The sequence below is a fragment of the Agreia sp. genome (assembly GCF_964263775.1).
Classification (GTDB): Bacteria; Actinomycetota; Actinomycetes; order Actinomycetales; family Microbacteriaceae; genus Agreia.
This window is the reverse complement of sequence record NZ_CAXVWM010000129.1, coordinates 16,984-33,419: the sequence shown is the minus strand read 5'-3', so window position 1 is coordinate 33,419 and position 16,436 is coordinate 16,984. Positions and strand designations below refer to the sequence as shown.

Annotated in this window: 17 protein-coding genes and 1 tRNA gene; 6 read left to right on the top strand and 12 right to left on the bottom strand. The window is 66.6% G+C overall.

The window, feature by feature from the left end:
* Positions 1–92: 92 nt before the first annotated feature.
* Both ACE5CZ_RS10020 and ACE5CZ_RS10015 read right to left on the bottom strand, forming a co-directional pair.
* Positions 93–165 (bottom strand) — tRNA-Thr (locus tag ACE5CZ_RS10020).
* 61 nt (positions 166–226) lie between these two features.
* Entirely contained in the window at positions 227–1,144 is a 918-nt protein-coding gene (locus ACE5CZ_RS10015; protein ID WP_374947184.1) for a DsbA family protein, read from the bottom strand.
* Positions 1,145–1,375: 231 nt separating this feature from the next.
* Between ACE5CZ_RS10015 and ACE5CZ_RS10010 the strand changes: the two genes are divergently transcribed.
* Both ACE5CZ_RS10010 and ACE5CZ_RS10005 read left to right on the top strand, forming a co-directional pair.
* On the top strand, positions 1,376–2,479 hold the full coding sequence (locus ACE5CZ_RS10010) for an ABC transporter ATP-binding protein (RefSeq protein WP_374947183.1): 1,104 nt from the start codon (positions 1,376–1,378) through the stop codon (positions 2,477–2,479).
* Positions 2,480–2,648: 169 nt separating this feature from the next.
* Positions 2,649–3,956: a DUF4032 domain-containing protein gene (locus ACE5CZ_RS10005; RefSeq protein WP_374947182.1), complete on the top strand. Its 1,308-nt coding sequence runs from the start codon at positions 2,649–2,651 to the stop codon at positions 3,954–3,956.
* Between the two features lie 63 nt (positions 3,957–4,019).
* Here the strand turns inward: ACE5CZ_RS10005 and rlmB are convergent, their stop codons facing one another.
* Genes rlmB through ACE5CZ_RS09985 form a run of 4 tightly spaced genes read right to left on the bottom strand, consistent with a single transcriptional unit; the run spans position 4,020 to position 8,199 of the window.
* Positions 4,020–5,045, bottom strand: coding sequence for a 23S rRNA (guanosine(2251)-2'-O)-methyltransferase RlmB (rlmB, locus tag ACE5CZ_RS10000; protein ID WP_374947181.1), 1,026 nt, complete (start codon positions 5,043–5,045; stop codon positions 4,020–4,022).
* The gene (cysS, locus tag ACE5CZ_RS09995; protein ID WP_374947180.1) at positions 5,038–6,456 is read right to left on the bottom strand and encodes a cysteine--tRNA ligase; all 1,419 of its coding nucleotides are present in this window, start codon (positions 6,454–6,456) and stop codon (positions 5,038–5,040) included. The genes rlmB and cysS overlap by 8 nt, the downstream gene beginning before the upstream one ends.
* Before the next feature lie 9 nt (positions 6,457–6,465).
* The gene (gene ispD, locus ACE5CZ_RS09990; RefSeq protein ID WP_374947179.1) at positions 6,466–7,713 is read right to left on the bottom strand and encodes a 2-C-methyl-D-erythritol 4-phosphate cytidylyltransferase; all 1,248 of its coding nucleotides are present in this window, start codon (positions 7,711–7,713) and stop codon (positions 6,466–6,468) included.
* A 3-nt stretch (positions 7,714–7,716) separates the two neighbouring features.
* Complete coding sequence (locus ACE5CZ_RS09985; RefSeq protein ID WP_301217972.1) at positions 7,717–8,199, bottom strand: CarD family transcriptional regulator; 483 nt, start codon at positions 8,197–8,199, stop codon at positions 7,717–7,719.
* A 182-nt stretch (positions 8,200–8,381) separates the two neighbouring features.
* Here ACE5CZ_RS09985 and ACE5CZ_RS09980 point away from each other — a divergent pair, with 182 nt between their 5' ends.
* Positions 8,382–8,954: a hypothetical protein gene (locus tag ACE5CZ_RS09980; RefSeq protein ID WP_374947178.1), complete on the top strand. Its 573-nt coding sequence runs from the start codon at positions 8,382–8,384 to the stop codon at positions 8,952–8,954.
* 46 nt (positions 8,955–9,000) lie between these two features.
* Here ACE5CZ_RS09980 and ACE5CZ_RS09975 read toward each other — a convergent pair whose 3' ends face one another.
* Both ACE5CZ_RS09975 and ACE5CZ_RS09970 read right to left on the bottom strand, forming a co-directional pair.
* Positions 9,001–9,681 carry a response regulator gene (locus tag ACE5CZ_RS09975; RefSeq protein WP_374947177.1) on the bottom strand — a complete coding sequence of 227 codons (681 nt, stop codon included), beginning with the start codon at positions 9,679–9,681 and terminating at the stop codon, positions 9,001–9,003.
* Positions 9,678–10,832, bottom strand: a complete 1,155-nt coding sequence (locus ACE5CZ_RS09970) for a sensor histidine kinase (RefSeq protein WP_374947176.1) — start codon at positions 10,830–10,832, stop codon at positions 9,678–9,680. Before ACE5CZ_RS09970 ends, ACE5CZ_RS09975 begins: the two co-directional genes overlap by 4 nt.
* 206 nt (positions 10,833–11,038) lie before the next feature.
* Here ACE5CZ_RS09970 and phoU point away from each other — a divergent pair, with 206 nt between their 5' ends.
* On the top strand, positions 11,039–11,692 hold the full coding sequence (gene phoU, locus ACE5CZ_RS09965) for a phosphate signaling complex protein PhoU (protein ID WP_374947175.1): 654 nt from the start codon (positions 11,039–11,041) through the stop codon (positions 11,690–11,692).
* 136 nt (positions 11,693–11,828) lie between these two features.
* Positions 11,829–12,560 carry a hypothetical protein gene (locus ACE5CZ_RS09960; RefSeq protein ID WP_374947174.1) on the top strand — a complete coding sequence of 244 codons (732 nt, stop codon included), beginning with the start codon at positions 11,829–11,831 and terminating at the stop codon, positions 12,558–12,560.
* 26 nt (positions 12,561–12,586) lie between these two features.
* Here the strand turns inward: ACE5CZ_RS09960 and ACE5CZ_RS09955 are convergent, their stop codons facing one another.
* Positions 12,587–13,336, bottom strand: a complete 750-nt coding sequence (locus ACE5CZ_RS09955) for a phosphoglyceromutase (protein ID WP_374947173.1) — start codon at positions 13,334–13,336, stop codon at positions 12,587–12,589.
* A 50-nt stretch (positions 13,337–13,386) separates the two neighbouring features.
* Between ACE5CZ_RS09955 and ACE5CZ_RS09950 the strand changes: the two genes are divergently transcribed.
* Positions 13,387–14,196, top strand: a complete 810-nt coding sequence (locus ACE5CZ_RS09950) for a class I SAM-dependent methyltransferase (protein ID WP_374947172.1) — start codon at positions 13,387–13,389, stop codon at positions 14,194–14,196.
* Between the two features lie 40 nt (positions 14,197–14,236).
* Here the strand turns inward: ACE5CZ_RS09950 and ACE5CZ_RS09945 are convergent, their stop codons facing one another.
* The 3 genes from ACE5CZ_RS09945 to ACE5CZ_RS09935 form a co-directional block, all read right to left on the bottom strand.
* Positions 14,237–15,394: a YgfZ/GcvT domain-containing protein gene (locus ACE5CZ_RS09945; protein ID WP_374947171.1), complete on the bottom strand. Its 1,158-nt coding sequence runs from the start codon at positions 15,392–15,394 to the stop codon at positions 14,237–14,239.
* A 5-nt stretch (positions 15,395–15,399) separates the two neighbouring features.
* On the bottom strand, positions 15,400–16,005 hold the full coding sequence (locus ACE5CZ_RS09940) for an FABP family protein (RefSeq protein ID WP_374947170.1): 606 nt from the start codon (positions 16,003–16,005) through the stop codon (positions 15,400–15,402).
* 161 nt (positions 16,006–16,166) lie between these two features.
* Positions 16,167–16,433, bottom strand: coding sequence for a hypothetical protein (locus ACE5CZ_RS09935; protein WP_374947169.1), 267 nt, complete (start codon positions 16,431–16,433; stop codon positions 16,167–16,169).
* Positions 16,434–16,436: the final 3 nt, after the last annotated feature.

The window sequence follows — 16,436 nt, the reverse complement described above, 5'->3', positions numbered from 1 at the left end:
GTCGACCGCCGCACCGCACGTCGCGCCTGAGCGCGCCACAGACGGCGAGAAGCCCCCCGGATCCATGAGATCCGAGGGGCTTTTGGCTTCGGGGCCGGCGGCGGGACTTGAACCCGCAACCCCCGCTTTACAAGAGCGGTGCGCTACCAATTGCGCCACGCCGGCAGGTGGAACACCTCATTCTAGCCATCAGCTGCGGCGTGATCGAGGCGTTCCGGATGACGCGCTACTGCGCGACGGTCGGCTCGGGCGTCGGGGTGGGCGTCTCGGTGGAGTAGGCCTCGCTGGAGACCTGCAGCACGAAGGTGGAGAACGCGTCGGCGTCGGTCAGCGAACCGGAATACTGCTGCCCGTTCACCAAGACGGTGGGTGTTCCTGTGACCTTCACGACGTCGGTGTTGGGCAGCGGACCCTTGAGGGCACGAGCTGTCGACGCGCTGACCCAGTCTTTGAACTGCGTGTCATCGATGCAGGTTTCGATCTGCGACACCTTCGATGCCCCCGCATCGCTGACGAGACCCTTCAGTGCCGCATTGTCGAGGCCTTCCGTGCTCTCTGCCGGCTGGTTTGCGAACAGCAGCGCGTTGAAGTCGTAGAAGCTGTCTGGGGAGTAGTTCGCCACGCACGCGGCCGCGTTCGCCGACCGAGTGGAGTACTTGGTTCCCAGTGAGCCGCGGTCGAGGATCGCCAGCGGATGCGTGGTCAGCGTGGCCGCACCCGACTCGATCCACTGGCCGATCTGCTCGGCATTGGTCGACTCGAACTGGCCGCAGAACGGGCAGAGGTAGTCGACATACACCTGGATGTCGACGACCCCGGTGGAGTAGTCGGGGGTCGGCACGGTCGGCTCGTCTCCGGCCGCCAGCGCGGGGGTCGTCGCGGCGACGAAACCCTCGCCGACGGTGAGGCCGTCGCTGGCCATGTTCAGCGGGCCTGCACCAGCGGGCTTGATGGCGCTCACGATGATCAGAGTGACCGCAACGCCGATCGCGATGACGACGACGCCGAGGCCTCCGAAGAGGAAGATTCGGTTGCGCAGATCTTTCTTTCGCTGCTGCTCACGAAGGACTTTTGCCTTTTCGCGGGCGGCTTCGCGTCGGTCGTTCTTAGAGAGGCGACCATCTCCGGCTGAGCCATAAGACATACGTGTAGAACTCCGGGTGAGGAAGAAGAGGCGGATCGGGCCGAAAGCGGCCGGAACCCCCAGCGTAGAGGGCATAACTGGGAAATCTCCAAACAGGAGGCGCAGGGTGCCTCATTCGGGGGCCGTGAATCATGCCATACTGGACGGTGGACCGACACTGTTGACGGCCCAGTTCAATCCATCACAACGGATCGTCCGGCACGTACCTGCCGGTGAAGGAGATCAACACCCATGGCATCTGTCACTTTCGACAAAGCTAGCCGCGTCTACCCCGGCGCAACCCGCGCCTCGGTCGACAAGATCGACCTCGAGGTCGCCGATGGCGAATTCCTCGTGCTCGTCGGCCCCTCGGGCTGCGGAAAGTCCACGACCCTGCGCATGCTCGCCGGCCTCGAAGAGGTCAACGAGGGCCGCATCCTCATCGGCGACCGCGATGTCACCGACGTTCCCCCGAAAGACCGCGACATCGCGATGGTCTTCCAGAACTACGCGCTCTACCCGCACATGACGGTCGCCGAGAACATGGGCTTCGCGTTGAAGATCGCCGGCGTCGGCAAAGAAGATCGCGCAACACGCGTTCTCGAAGCCGCCAAGCTGCTCGACCTCGAGCCCTACCTCAGCCGCAAGCCGAAGGCACTCTCCGGTGGCCAACGCCAGCGGGTCGCCATGGGCCGCGCCATTGTGCGCCAGCCGCAGGTGTTCCTCATGGACGAGCCGCTGTCGAACCTCGACGCCAAGCTCCGCGTTCAGACGCGCACCCAGATCGCATCGCTCCAGCGCCGCCTCGGGGTCACCACCGTCTACGTCACGCACGACCAGACCGAGGCCCTCACCATGGGCGACCGCATCGCCGTGCTGAAAGACGGCCTTCTGCAGCAGGTCGGCACCCCGCGCGACCTGTACGAGAAGCCGAACAACGTCTTCGTCGCCGGCTTCATCGGCAGCCCCGCGATGAACCTGTTCAACGCCGACATCGTAGACGGCGGCATCGCGTTCGGTTCGTCAGTCGTTCCCGTCGATCGCGAGACGCTGTCGCAGGCGACTGCGAAGAGCGTGACAGTCGGCGTGCGCCCCGAAGACATCATCGTCTCCACCTCCCAGGGCCAGGGTCTCGCCGTCGAGGTCGACCTGGTCGAAGAGCTCGGCGCCGATGGCTACCTCTACGGTCACTCCGAGATCGAGGGCAAGCGCACCGACATCGTGACGCGCGTCGATGGTCGCTCGCACCCGTCGCTCGGCGACATCGTGTACCTCACGGCCACGCCGAATCACGTGCACGTCTTCGACACCGAGTCGGGCGAACGTCTCGGCAACAAGGCAGTCGTCTCCAGCTAGTTCGCTGCGCACCATCACGACCGAGCTCGTCGCTTGATGCATCGCCCCACGGCGCGATGCACGGGCGACGGGCTCGTGGTGTTCTATCCCTAGGCTTATCCGTATCCGGCTCGGCCATACCAGGCTCGGCCACAGCGCAGTCGACTTCGCTCACCAGCAAGGAGCAGCAATGAGGGGTTCCCTCACCATCACCTCGGCCATCACCGATCCCGCCCTGCTCGACCTGCCGTGGAACGTGCCCCTCGGAGAATGGGACGACCAGTACATCGCCGCCCTGCCGAAGGGCCTCTCCCGCCACCTGGTGCGCTTCGCCCACCTCAGCGGCCATGTCATCGCGATCAAAGAGACGACCGACGACATGGCCGGTGGCGAGTACAAGATGCTTCGCGTGCTGCAGAGCCTCGAGATCCCCTGTGTCGATCCCCTCGCGGTCATCACCGACCGCACGAATGACGACGGCGATCCGTTGCCCAGCGTGCTGGTGACCCGCCACCTCAAGTTCTCGCTCCCCTATCGCGCGCTGTTCTCGCAGCAGCTGCGCCCCGACACCGCAACGCGGCTTGTCGACGCCCTCGCACTGCTGCTCGTGCGTCTGCACGTGATCGGATTCTTCTGGGGAGACGTGTCGCTGTCGAACACCCTTTTTCGCCGTGACGCCGGCGCCTTCGCCGCCTATCTCGTCGACGCCGAGACGGGCAAGCTCTTCTCGGGCGGTCTGTCGAACGGCCAGCGTGAGAACGACCTCGAGATCGCCCGGGTCAACATCGCCGGCGAACTCATGGATCTCGAGGCCGGCGGTCGCGTCGACGACGAGCTCGACCCCATCAAGGTGAGCAACGGCATCCTCGCCGCCTATCGCACCCTGTGGTCAGAGCTGACGGGCAAGGAGTCGTTCTCGTCGAGCGAGCGCTGGCGCATCAATCAGCGTGTCGACAGGCTCAACGAGCTCGGCTTCGACATCGAAGAGCTCGACATCAAGACCGACGACGAGGGCACGACGGTGCGCATCCAGCCGAAGGTCGTGGATGCCGGACACCACCAGAGACGGTTGCTGCGGCTCACCGGGGTCGACGCACAAGAGAACCAGGCCCGTCGCCTGCTCAACGACCTCGATGACTTCAGCGCGCGCTACAGCAAAGACGACTACGACGAGGAGATGATGGCCCACGACTGGGTGGCCAAGGTCTTCGAACCGGTCGTACGCAGCGTGCCCCGCGATCTCAAGCGCAAACTCGAACCGGCCGAACTGTTCCACCAGTTGCTCGAACACCGCTGGTTCATGAGCGAGCAGCAGACGCGCGACGTTCCCCTTGCCGAGGCGCTCAACGCCTACATCAACGATGTGCTTCGCCACCGGCGTGACGAAGCGACGGTCATCGACCCACCGACCGGAACGATCACGCTTCCGGTCGCGGCGCAGACCGGATCGGTGCCCGCCGTCACCGACGACGAACAGGACTGGCGACTGAAGGTGTGACGACGGGCGTCTCGACAGGCTCGTCGAACTGAACTCCTGTTGCCTGAGCCTGACGGGAGGAATTCAGTTCTTGGCGCGCAGCCTGGAGATCTCGTAGAGGGTGACACTCGCGGCGATACCCGCATTCAGCGACTCGGTCGCCGCAGTGATCGGAATGGACACGACCGCGTCGCAGGTCTCGGTGACGAGGCGAGACAGGCCCTTGCCTTCGCTGCCCACGACGATGACGACCGGTCCATCGGCGAACGAGAGCCCAGGCAGCGACACGTCGCCGTCGCCGTCGAGGCCGATCACGAAGACGCCCTTCTGCTTGAAGGCCTTCAGCGTCGCCGTGAGGTTCGAGGCCATGGCGACGGGCGTGCGCGCTGCGGCACCGGCGGAGGTCTTCCAGGCGGATGCCGTGACGCCGACGGACCGGCGCTGCGGCACGATGACGCCCTGGCCGCCGAAGGCGGAGGTGGAGCGGATGATCGCACCGAGGTTGCGCGGGTCGGTGATGCCGTCGAGCGCCACGAACAGCGGCGTCTCGCCTCGCGAAAGGACCTCGTCGAGCAGGTCGACCGGATGCGCGTACTCGTAGGCCGGCACCTTGAGCGCGAGCCCCTGGTGCACCGAGTCGAAGCTCGTGAGCCGGTCGAGTTCGGGGCGCATGACTTCGAGAATCGGGATGCCGCGGTTCGTCGCGAGCGCCAAGGCCTCCTTCACCCGCTCGTCCATGTCGATGCGGGTCGCGAGGTAGAGGGCTGTGGCCGGAATCTTGGCTCGGAGCGCCTCGACGACTGAATTGCGGCCGGTCACCACCTCGAACTCCTCGTTCTTGGCACTGCGACGCGGGGCCGGCTTGCGGTTCACATCCTGTGAGGCGCCGCGGCTGCCGCCCCGACCACCCTTGCCGCCGGCCGCGACGAATCGCTCTTTGGCGGCCTTCGCCTTTCCGGCGGGGTGGTACGGACGATCCTCGGCTTTGGGCGTGGGCTTCTTGCCCTCCAGGGCCTGTCGGCCCTGGCCTCCCGAACCCACCGCCTTGCCGCGGCTCGCCTTGCGTACGGCGCCGGCCCTGGTGGGCTTGTTCGCTCCTGATTTAGCCATCGAGACTCCAATGCGATCCCGAGGGACCGTCTTCAATAGTGATGCCGGCCGCGTTCAGTTCATCACGAACTCGGTCTGCCGTGACGAAGTCCCGGCCTTCCCGCGCAGCATGGCGGTCTTCGAGCAGTCGTTCGACGAGGGCGGCGAGTGCGACGTCGGTCGCCCCGCTCTTTGTCGTCGACCACTCGTTGGACAGGGGGTTGATGCCGAGCACGCTCGTCATGGCGAGAACAGCGCCGAGAGCGTGCGCCGCCTCGACGAGGTCTTCGTTGTCGAGGGCCGCGTTGCCCGTGCGCACGGTGTCGTGCACGACTCCGAGCGCTTGGGGAACCCCGAGATCGTCGTTCATCGCCGCGACGAAGTCGTCGGGCATGACCTGAACGGTGTCGGATGCGAAGCGCGTGCCGTCGAGTCGACGTCGCGCGCGGTCGAGGAATCCCTCGATGCGGCCCAGCGCCGCCTCGGCTTCGGCGAGCGCCCCATCGTGGAATTCGAGCGTGGAGCGGTAGTGCGCCGCGCCCAGGTAGTAGCGCAGCACGAGGGGCCGCGCCGACGCGATGAGCTCTGCCGCGAAGATCGAGTTGCCGAGCGACTTCGACATCTTCTGCCCTGCGACCGAGACGAGTCCGTTGTGCAGCCAGTAGTTGGCGAAGGCGTCGCCGGCTGCGGTCGACTGCGCGAGTTCGTTCTCGTGGTGGGGAAACCGCAGGTCGATTCCGCCGCCATGGATGTCGAAGCGGGCGCCGAGGTACTTGGTCGACATGGCGGAGCACTCGATATGCCAGCCGGGGCGTCCGGGGCCCCACGGGCTCTCCCAGGATGCCGACTCCGGCTCTTCGGGCTTGCGTCCCTTCCAGAGCGCGAAGTCGCGCACGTCGCGCTTGCCTCGCGGATCGGAGTCGGTGGCCGGCGCCATGTCGTCGAGGCTCTGGTGCGTGAGTTCGCCGTAGTGCGGCCACGCCCGGGCATCGAAGTAGACGTCTCCGGAGGAGTCGTCGGCCGCGTATGCGTAGCCCGCGTCGATGAGGCGCGCGATTATCGCGTGCATCTCGGGAATGCTCGCCGTCGCACGCGGTTCATAGCTGGGCGGTAGCACACCGATGGCGTTGTAGGCGGACGTGAACTCGAGTTCGATGCGGTAGGCCAGAGCCCACCACTGTTCGTCGCTGCCTGCCGCGTTCTGCAGCACCTTGTCGTCGATGTCGGTGACATTGCGCACGAACGTGACGTGGTGGCCCGAGTGCGACAGCCAGCGCCGCAACTGGTCGTACACCAGCGCCGAACGCAGGTGCCCGATGTGCGGAGATGACTGAACCGTGGGTCCGCAGACGTAGATTCCCACCCGGTCAGGAACGAGGGGAACGAAGTCGGACAGGGTCCGGCTTCTCGAGTCATACAGTCGAAGCGCCACCCGGCTAGTTTAGGCGGCGTGCACCGGGTGCTCCGTGACCGGGCCGGGCGCCGTGCGCGGCACCTCTCTGATGAGGGCGGTCGCGATGGCCGCGATGCCCTCGCCCCTGCCCGTGAACCCCAGGGAATCGGTCGTGGTCGCCGACACCGAGACAGGGCAGCCGAGCAGGGTCGTCAGGCGCTTCTCGGCTTCGGCCTTGCGCGGCGAGAATCGCGGTCTGTTGCCCACCAGCTGCACCGAGGCGTTGGACGGAGCGAACCCGGCGACTGCCAGAAGGCGCAGCGTTTCAGTGAGGAAGACGTCGGCGTGGGCCCCGTCGAGCCGAGGGTCGTCGACGCCGAAGATGCCACCGATGTCGCCGAGCCCGGCGGCAGACAGCAGAGCGTCGCACAGCGCGTGGGCGACCGCGTCGCCGTCGCTGTGGCCGGCGAGCCCGGCCTCGTTCGGCCAGAAGAGGCCGGCGAGCCAGAGCGGCTGGCCCTCGTCGATGGCGTGCGCGTCGGTGCCTACACCGGTGCGCAGAAAAGCGGATGTCGACGGCCGGGCGGGCGGCGACGCCTCGGCCAGCAGCTGCTGGGCACGTCGCAGGTCCCACGGAGTCGTGACCTTGAAGGCCAAGGGATCACCCTCGACGATGGCGACCGAGCCCCCGACGTGCTGGATCAACGCGGCATCGTCGGTGAACTCGCGATCGACGGCGCCGTACGCCGCCACGAGTTCGGCGCGAGGAAAGGCCTGGGGCGTCTGCACGGCCGACAGCTGCGCCCGGTCGACGGTCTCGAGCACGGTGCCGGATGCGTCGACGCGTTTGATCGTGTCTGTCACGGCGAGCCCGGGGATGGCACCACGGCCCGCTCGGTCGACCTCTGCGACGACCCGCTCGAACAGCGACCGCGGCGCGAGCGCCCGGGCGGCGTCGTGCACGAGTACGACCTCGATCGAGGAGACCAGGGCGGCGAGGCCCGACGCGACCGACGCCTGGCGCGAGTCGCCCCCGGCGACCACCGAACAGGCATCCGAGGCCGGGCCCGCGGCCTGCGCGACGATCTCGCGCGCACGCTGCACATGGCTCGACGGCGCGACCACGACGACCTGCGTCGGCTCGGCGAGACCGAAGACCGGGTCGAGCGACCTCGACAGGATGCTGCGGCCGTCGAGCTCGACGAACGCCTTGGGAATCGGCTCGCCCAGGCGTGTTCCGCTGCCGGCGGCCACGATGATGATCGCGACGCGAGGCGCCGGCGTGGAGGCGCTCACGAGCTAGGAGGCCAGAACCTCGTCGAGAACCAGGGATGCCTTCTCTTCGTCGGTCTTTTCGGCGAGCGCAAGCTCGGAAATCAGGATCTGCCGGGCCTTGGCGAGCATGCGCTTCTCGCCCGCGGACAGCCCTCGATCTTGGTCTCGCCGCCACAGGTCACGCACGACCTCGCTGACCTTGATGACATCGCCCGACGCGAGTTTCTCGAGGTTGGCCTTGTACCGGCGCGACCAGTTGGTGGGCTCTTCTGTGAATGGAGCGCGAAGCACGTCGAAGACCCGGTCGACGCCCTCCTTGCCGATGACATCGCGAACGCCGACGAGCTCGACGTTCTCTGCGGGCACCTCTATGGTGAGGTCGCCTTGGGCGACGCGGAGCTTGAGGTAGATCTTCTCTTCGCCCTTGATGATGCGGGTCTTGACCTCGGAGATCGTCGCCGCGCCGTGGTGGGGGTAGACGACTGTTTCGCCCACTTCAAAAATCATCGATGGAATCCCTTCAGCGATCCTCAGAGTACCACGACGTACTTTTCGGACCCCCGCGAACGGGGACCTCGTCTGCGCCGGGCCCGTGCGACGACCGATTGCACGGCCCACGATTCGGTAGGCTAAGACGGTCCGCGTTCGGCCCCGTAAAGAGGCCGCGCCGAACCTTTCTGGAGGAACTTGTGAGAGCACGACTCGGGGCCGCACTGGCCATGTCCGCCCTTCTCGGGCTCGGCACCGCCGGCTGCGCATTCATCACCCCGCAGGCGACGACCAAAGAGGTCGAGACGGCCAACGGCGTGAACGGCCGCGTCGGAACCGTCGACATCCGCAACGCCACCCTCGTGAGCGACGATGGCGAAGACGCCAGCCTCATCGTCACCTTCTCCAACAGCGCCCGCGAGAGCCGAGCGCTCGTTCTGCAGTACGAAAGAGACGGAGAGAAGGCCGAGTCCACGGTTCCTGTGGCAGGCAACGGCAACACCAGCTTCGGCGCCGACGGCGAGACGCAGATCGTGCTTCGCGGCATCGACGCCACCGCGGGTTCATTGTTCCCCGTCTATTTCCAGTACGGCGATGCAGAGGGCAAGCAGCTTCTGCTGCCCATCCTCACCACCGAGTTCGCCGAGTACACGGGCCTCGCCCCCACACCGCTGCCGACCTTCACAGCCACGCCGACACCCGTGCCGTCGACGACTCCGCAGCCCGGCGACGTCGTGGAGACCCCCGCACCCGAGGCGACTCCCGCTCCGTAGCGGCTCCTGGTTTCACGGGGCCCGCCCCGGCCGTGGAGCGCTCGGATCACGCCTCGAAGCGGTATCCGAGTCCCCTCACTGTGACGAGCAACGTCGGTTCTGACGGAACCGACTCGATCTTCGAGCGGATCCGTTTGATATGCACGTCGAGCGTCTTGGTGTCTCCGAAGTAGTCGGAACCCCAGACCCGGTCGATGAGCTGCCCCCGCGTGAGCACCCGGCCGGAATTGCGCAGCAACAGCTCGAGCAACTCGAACTCCTTCAGCGGCATGGCCGTGTCGACGCCGTTGACCCGCACTGTGTGCCGCTCGATGTCCATCTGCACCGGACCGCTCTCGAGAACCGGCTCGGCGAGATCGCTCGGCTCGCTCTGGCGACGCATGACCGCCCGGATGCGTGCAAGAAGTTCGCGGGTCGAGTAGGGCTTGGTCACGTAGTCGTCGGCGCCCAGTTCGAGTCCGACCACGATATCGATTTCGGAGTCTTTGGCCGTGAGCATGATGATGGGCACCGAGCTGCGGGTTCTGATCTCCCTGCACACCTCGGTTCCCGGGATTCCGGGAATCATCAGATCGAGGAGCACCAACTCGACTCCCCCCCGGTCGAATTCGGCGATCGCCGTGGGCCCGTCGGGGGCCACGGTCACCGTGTAGCCCTCACGACGCAGCAGATAGGCGAGGGGTTCGCTGAGGGCATCTTCGTCTTCGACAAGCAGTATGTGGGTCATCGGAAATCTCCTTGGGGTGCGATGGCGACAGTCGACGCCTCGGGAAGCCTGATCGTGAACGTGGAACCTCTGCCGAGTTGCGACCACACCCGCACGTCGCCGCCGTGGTTCTCGACGATGTGCTTGACGATGCTGAGCCCGAGGCCCGTGCCGCCCGTATTGCGGGAGCGCGCCTGGTCGACCCGGAAGAACCGTTCGAAGACGCGATCGAGGTCGTCGCTGGCGATGCCCAGGCCCTGGTCTGTGACGGCGATCTCGACGACCCCGTCTTCGACGCGCACGCCGATTCCGACGCGCGAGTTCTCGGGCGAGTACTGGATGGCGTTGCCCACGAGGTTGTGCAGGGCCATCACGAGCAGCGTCTCGTCGCCGAACACCTCGACGTGCTTCGCCCCTCCCTTGACCAGGGTCGTGCCGCGCAGTTCGGACTGCACGTGGTTCTGATCCATGGCCGCCGCAATGAGATGGTCGACGTTCAACACCTCTGCTGAATGAAGAGTATCTGCGGCCTGCAAGCGCGAGAGCTCGATGATCTCTTGGGTGATGCGGGTGAGTCGCGCCGCCTCTGAGTGCAGTCGCCTGGCGAAGCGGCGCACCTGCTCGGGATCGTCGGCCGCGGGGTCGAGTGCTTCGGAGAGCAGCGAGATCGCCCCGATGGGAGTCTTGAGTTCGTGACTGATGTTCGCGATGAAGTCGCGCCGCACGTCTTCGAGCCGGAAGGTCTCGGAATGGTCTTCGGCGACGAGCAGGATGTATCTCGAGCCGAGTCGCGCCACCCGCACGAGAAAATGCAGGCTCGCATCGCCGAAGGGGCCTCGCGCGAGCTCGACGGTCGTGGTCACGGGCTCACCGCTCGAACGCACGGCGTCGACGAGCGCGACCAGTTCGGGATGAACGAGGGCCTGCTGCGCGACGAGACCGAATGCGATCGAGCCCGGGGATGCCGTGACGACATTGTTCGACGGATCGATGACCACGCCGGCGGAATCGAGAGCGTTGACGACCTGTTCGACGCCGTCGGGTACTGCAGGGTTGACCACGTCGACGGCGTTGCTGCCGCGCCGTTCGGCGGCATGCAGAAGCGCCATGAATCCGGCGCCGACGACGAGGCCGAATGCCACAGAAAGCAGCACCAACCAGCCTGAGTCCATGAACTCCACACTAACGACTCGGCCCAGAATAGAATTCACGTCTACGCCTGAACAGGCGCCGCTTAGCCGAGTGTTCAGGTCTCCGGCACCTTCCGTTAACCTGATCTCGGCAGAATGATCCGGGCGCCAGCAGGCGCCCCTACCCTTGACGCTGCAGAAAACCGCCACACCGGCGTCGGGACGAATCCGTGAAAGGACCTTTACGCATGCGCGAAGTATTCCAGCAGGAGCTGCGGGAGGTACAGGACCGCCTCGTCGAGATCTCGACGCTCGTGACCGTGGCGATCACCAATGCCACGACCGCCTTCAACGAATCGAACGTGGCCCTCGCCGAGTCGGTCATCGCCGAAGACCACAAGATCGACGCCCTCGCTGTGAGCCTCGACGAGCTCGCCATCAACATCCTGGCCCTGCAGCAGCCCGTCGCCCGCGACCTGCGCATCGTCGTGAGCGCCCTGCGGATCTCGGCGTCGCTCGAGCGCATGGGCGACCTCGCCGAGCACATCGCGCAGCTCGCGCGCTACCGCTACCCCGACAAGGTCGTGAAGAAGAGCCTGCGCGGCACTTTCACCGAGATGGGTCGACTCGACATTGCGATGGCCAAGAACCTCACCGTTCTTCTCACGAACGAAGACCTCGCGCTGGTCGAGGTCATCCGCGAAGACGATGACTCGCTCGACGAGTTGCACGTGAGCGTCTTCGACGCGGTGCTCGGCGAGACCTGGAAGGGCGGCGCGGTCGACACCGTCGATGTGACCCTCGCGAGCCGCTATCACGAGCGCTTCGGCGACCATGCCGTCGCTATCGCCAAGAAGGTGCAGTACCTGGCCACCGGCGACTGGGCCGGCGCCGCAGAGTAGTTCGCGTCGAGAACGACAGAACGCGATCGGGATGCCCTCGGGCGGCCCGGTCGCGTTCCGTCGTTTTCGGCGGAACGTCAGCTGATGCCGCCGTTCTCCTTGCCCCGAACTCACCCACTCCTCCATGCTGGAGGGCATGTCGTACCCTTCGAATCCCCAGCCCACGCGCCCCACGTCGACCCGGTGGTTTCTGTCGCTCGTCACGGTGTCGCTCGGGGGTTACCTTCTCGTGCTCAGCCTGGGCGGGCAGTTCATCCAGCTGTTCACCGGCATGCGCTTCGAGATCTCGCTCGGCGTGCTGCTGGTGCTGCAACTGCTCTTCGCCCTCGCGGTCGTGGCGTTCGGCTTCTTCGTCGCACCTGCGCCCCTGCCGCGTCGCGTGATCGCCAAGGTCATCATCGTCGGGGCGGTGATCATCGTCGCCATCCTGCAGGCCGTTCGACTGTCGATCGGCTTCGGGCCAGCATCCGTCTTCTTCGGATTCACCTTCGCCGACGTCTTCGTGATGCTGACCCTGGCCCTCGGTGCCGGCTGGCTCGTCGTACGCTCACGCCCCGCAATCGCCTACGCGTTTCTCGCGCTCATCGCGGTCGTGGCCCTCGTGCACTGGGCGATGGTCGTCAACGGGGTCGATTCGGCCGCGGCGCAGCTCGTCATGCTCATTCTGAGCGCGCTCGTGGTGGCCGGCATCGGCTGGGGCGGTGTGATCGCGTCGCGGATGGTGGGCTCCCCGTCATCCGGCGGCCCGCGGGCACCGGTGCAGCAGTACGCGCACCAGCAGCCGCAGCAGCACAACTCGCCGGCCCAGTTGCAGTCGCCCTACACGCAGCAGAATGACCGGCCCGCAGAACGCGGACCGGTCATCTGACGGTCGCCGAGAACTGTCGGCGGCCGCTACTTCTTGCCCTGGTTGGCGACTGCCGCGGCACCCGCGGCGGCGGCCTCGGGGTCGAGGTAGGCGGCCGGCTCGATCGGCACGAAGTTCTCGTCGAGCTTGTACACGAGCGGGATGCCGGTCGGCACGTTCAGCTCGGCGATGTCGTCGTCTGAGATGCCGTCGAGGTGCTTGATCAGGGCACGCAGCGAGTTGCCGTGAGCGGTGACGAGAACGACCTTGCCCGCTGCGAGGTCGTCGGTGATGTCGGACTGCCAGTACGGCAGCATGCGCTCGATGACGTCTTTGAGGCATTCGGTACGGGGCACCTCTCCGTCGATGTGCGCGTAGCGAGGATCGCCCACCTGCGAGTACTCGGCGTCGTCGTCGATGGGCGGCGGCGGCACGTCGAACGACCGACGCCACGTCTGAAACTTCTCGGGGCCGTACTCTTCGAGCGTCTGCGCCTTATCTTTGCCCTGCAGGTCGCCGTAGTGACGCTCGTTGAGGCGCCAGCTGCGCTTGACGTCGATCCATGAGCGGTCGGCGCCCGCGAGCGCGAGGTTCGCGGTTTCGATGGCACGCGACAGCACGGAGGTGTACAGGATGTCGGGCAGGATGCCCGACGACGCGAGCAGCTCGCCGGCGCGCCTCGCCTCGGCGACTCCCTGCTCGCTGAGGTGCACATCGACCCAGCCTGTGAAAAGGTTCTTCTGGTTCCAGTCGCTGTTGCCGTGGCGCAGCAGAATCAAGGTGTAAGGCGTAGACATGCTCCAAGTCTAGGGGCGGCCGCCCGCGGCTTTCGTGGTGAACTGGATGCATGCCGATCGGTGAAATCACGCGGGGCACGACGAACACCAATCGCCTTCGTCGCGTCGACCGCTTCATCACGACGCTGCCCGTGCTGCGCGGCACCGGCGACCCGCTCGTCGTCGACTTGGGCTACGGAGCCAGCGGGGTGACCGCCTTCGAGCTGCAGCATCGGCTCGCCCGCCTGCGCCCCGACGTCGAGGTCGTCGGGCTCGAGATCTCGCCCGACAGGGTGCGCCGGGCCACCGAGCAGCTCGCCGCCGTTCGATCCGGCTCCTCCACGTTCGCGCCGAACGCGCGAGTCTCCTTCGCTCTGGGCGGGTTCGAGACTCCGCTCGCCGACGGCCGTCTCGCCGCGGTCATCCGCGCGTTCAACGTGCTTCGCCAATACGATGAATCCGAGGTATCGGATGCCTGGCTGCTCATGGTGTCGCGCCTGCAACCGGGCGGGGTTCTCGTCGAAGGCACGTGCAACGAGATCGGTCGGGTCGCAAGCTGGGTGACCGTCACAGCTGACGGGGCCCAGACCTTCACGATCTCATTGCGCCTGGCAGAGCTCGAGCGGCCGTCGATCGTGGCCGAGCGACTCCCGAAATCGCTCATCCACCACAACGTGCCGGGCCAGCCGATTCACGCGCTGCTCAGCGAACTCGACAGGGCTTGGCAGCACAACGCCGGCGTGGGCGTGTATGGCGCGACCCAGCGCTGGCTCGCCGCGGTCGAGGCCGTGGATGCCGCGGGCTGGTCGGTTCTCGGCGCCCGGTCGCGCAGGCGCCTCGGTGAGCTCACGGTTCCCTGGCGGCAGGTCGCCCCGGTGTGACGCTCGTCGACGCGTCAGCGCCGCATCACGCCGAGACGCGTCAGCGCCGCATCACGCCGAGCCGCGGCATGCGACGCACTCGACCGATGACGCTGCCGGCCTCGGGCGGCACGATGACCTCCTGGCCCGCGGCCACGACGATGCCGTCGCTCAGAACGCCGAGATCGGGCTCCACCGGCGTCGAGCGCCGCACGACCGCGAGTGCGATCGGTCCCAGTTCGTAGTGGATGCCGCTGGAGGTGACCTGACCGACGACATCGGGCTCGTCGGGCGCGGCTGCGTCGGCCTGCGCGGGCAGCACGACCTGATCGCCTGGCGCGGGAAGGACGTTGTCGGTTCCGTCGAGGTGAAGAAAGACGAGGCGGCGAGGCGGATGCCCGAGGTTGTGCACCTTGGCGACTGTTTCTTGACCCCGGTAGCAGCCCTTCGAGAGGTGCACCGCGGAGCGCATCCAGTCGAGCTCGTGCGGAATCGTCTTCTCATCGCCCTCGGTCGCTCGACGCGGGCGCCAGGCGGCGATGCGCAGGGCCTCGGCGGCCAGAATGCCCGCCGCGGATACTTCGCCACCGCGGATGCGGCCGGCGAGTGCGCCCAGCAGGTCGCGGCTCACGAGGGTCTCCCGCCACAACCATTCCGCGCCGGGATGCTCGGCCACCCGGGCGTACTGATGGCCGCCTTCGGAGACCGTGGCCCAGGGGTCGCGCCAGACCAGGGCGACACCGTTCGGTGACGCGGCGACGGCATCCAGCGCCTCGTTCGAGGCGCCGATCGAGCCGAGCGTGGCGAATTCGGCCGAGCGGTCTGTGACGACGACGCGCAGCGTGAAGCGCATCTTCAGGAGCCAGGCATGAAGGCCGGGCAGTTCGTCGGCATCGACGAGCAGCCACGTCGTGTCGCCGTCGTCGACGACTCGCATGTCGAACTCGACGCGGCCGGAGACTCCGAGCAGCAGCGACTCGGTCGACTGCCCGGGGAGGAGACCTGTCAGGCTCTGGCTCGTGAGCGAGTTGAGCCATGAGAGACGGTCGGCGCCGCTGACCGAGATGACCCCCCGGTGGGAGAGATCGACGATCGCCCCGGCGAGCAGCGCGCGCTGCTCGGCCACGGGGTTTCCGTAGTGAGCGGGAACGCCCGCGTCGGCTGCCGCCGAATCGACTGCGCCGGAGAGGCTGAGGAACGGGGAGCCGATAGAGGTCATTGCGGTCAATCTGTTTTTGCCAGACGGGCGGATGCGTGGGTGCGAAGATTCTGGCCCAGGGCCGCGATGTCCCACGCCCAGAGCAGGTGCGAGTCGACGAGCCCGTAGATGCGGGTGGCGGCCGTGTATTCTTTGGCGCCGTGTGAGCGGATGACCGCGTCGGTCGACAGGTCGATGCGTGCGCCGGCGACCTGACCGAGGTAGAGCTCCATCACGCCGCCGGGGTGCACCAGTGCGACCTCGACGTCGAATCCGTTGGTGGCGTTGCGCAGGGTCTCGACGTCGTCGGCCGTCGTGAACGGTTTCTGCTCGCCGCCCGGCAGCATGCCCGGGCCGGGATCGGCGTCGATAAGAGGCCTGCTGAGTCGCCAGTAACCGGTCTCGGTGGCGAGCGGCGCCGGTTCGTCGTCACCCTCGCCGAGGAGCCACGCATAGGAGTTGTAGTTGAGGTGGGGCAGCCCGTCTTGACTGAAGCTCACCCGCTGCCCGAACTCGCGCGTGACCTTCTCGTCACCGATCGTGTAGTCGATGACGCCGGTTCCTTCCCAGACGCCGATCAACCACGACAGGGGAACGAGTTCGGCGTTCAGCCCGATGGGCAGTTCGATCACGGTCAGCGCTGTCCGCGGAAGAGTTTGACCACGACCATGCCCGAGATCCAGGCGATGGCCAGGCTCGCGAGACCGAGCAGTCCCACGAAGAACAGTTCGAGCGCGACGTACGATTGCATGCATCGATCCTAACCCCGACTCCGAGCGTGGAGGCGGGCTGGTCAGGCCGCGAGAGCGATGGGGGCGAGGATCACCGTTGCCAGGGCGAGGATCACGACCGCGCCGGTCGAACTGGCCGTCACCCGGTTGACGTAGCCCTCTGTGCGCCGAATGCCCAGCTGGATGCCGAAAGTCAACAGGGTGGTCACCCCCAGCACCACGGGAAGAAAGACGAGGTAGTTCTCGGGTTCGGCGAGCACCGCGACCGCGACGGCACCGAGAACGGCCACCAACCAGACCGGCACTACGCTCTTCATCAGGAGGCTCACCCT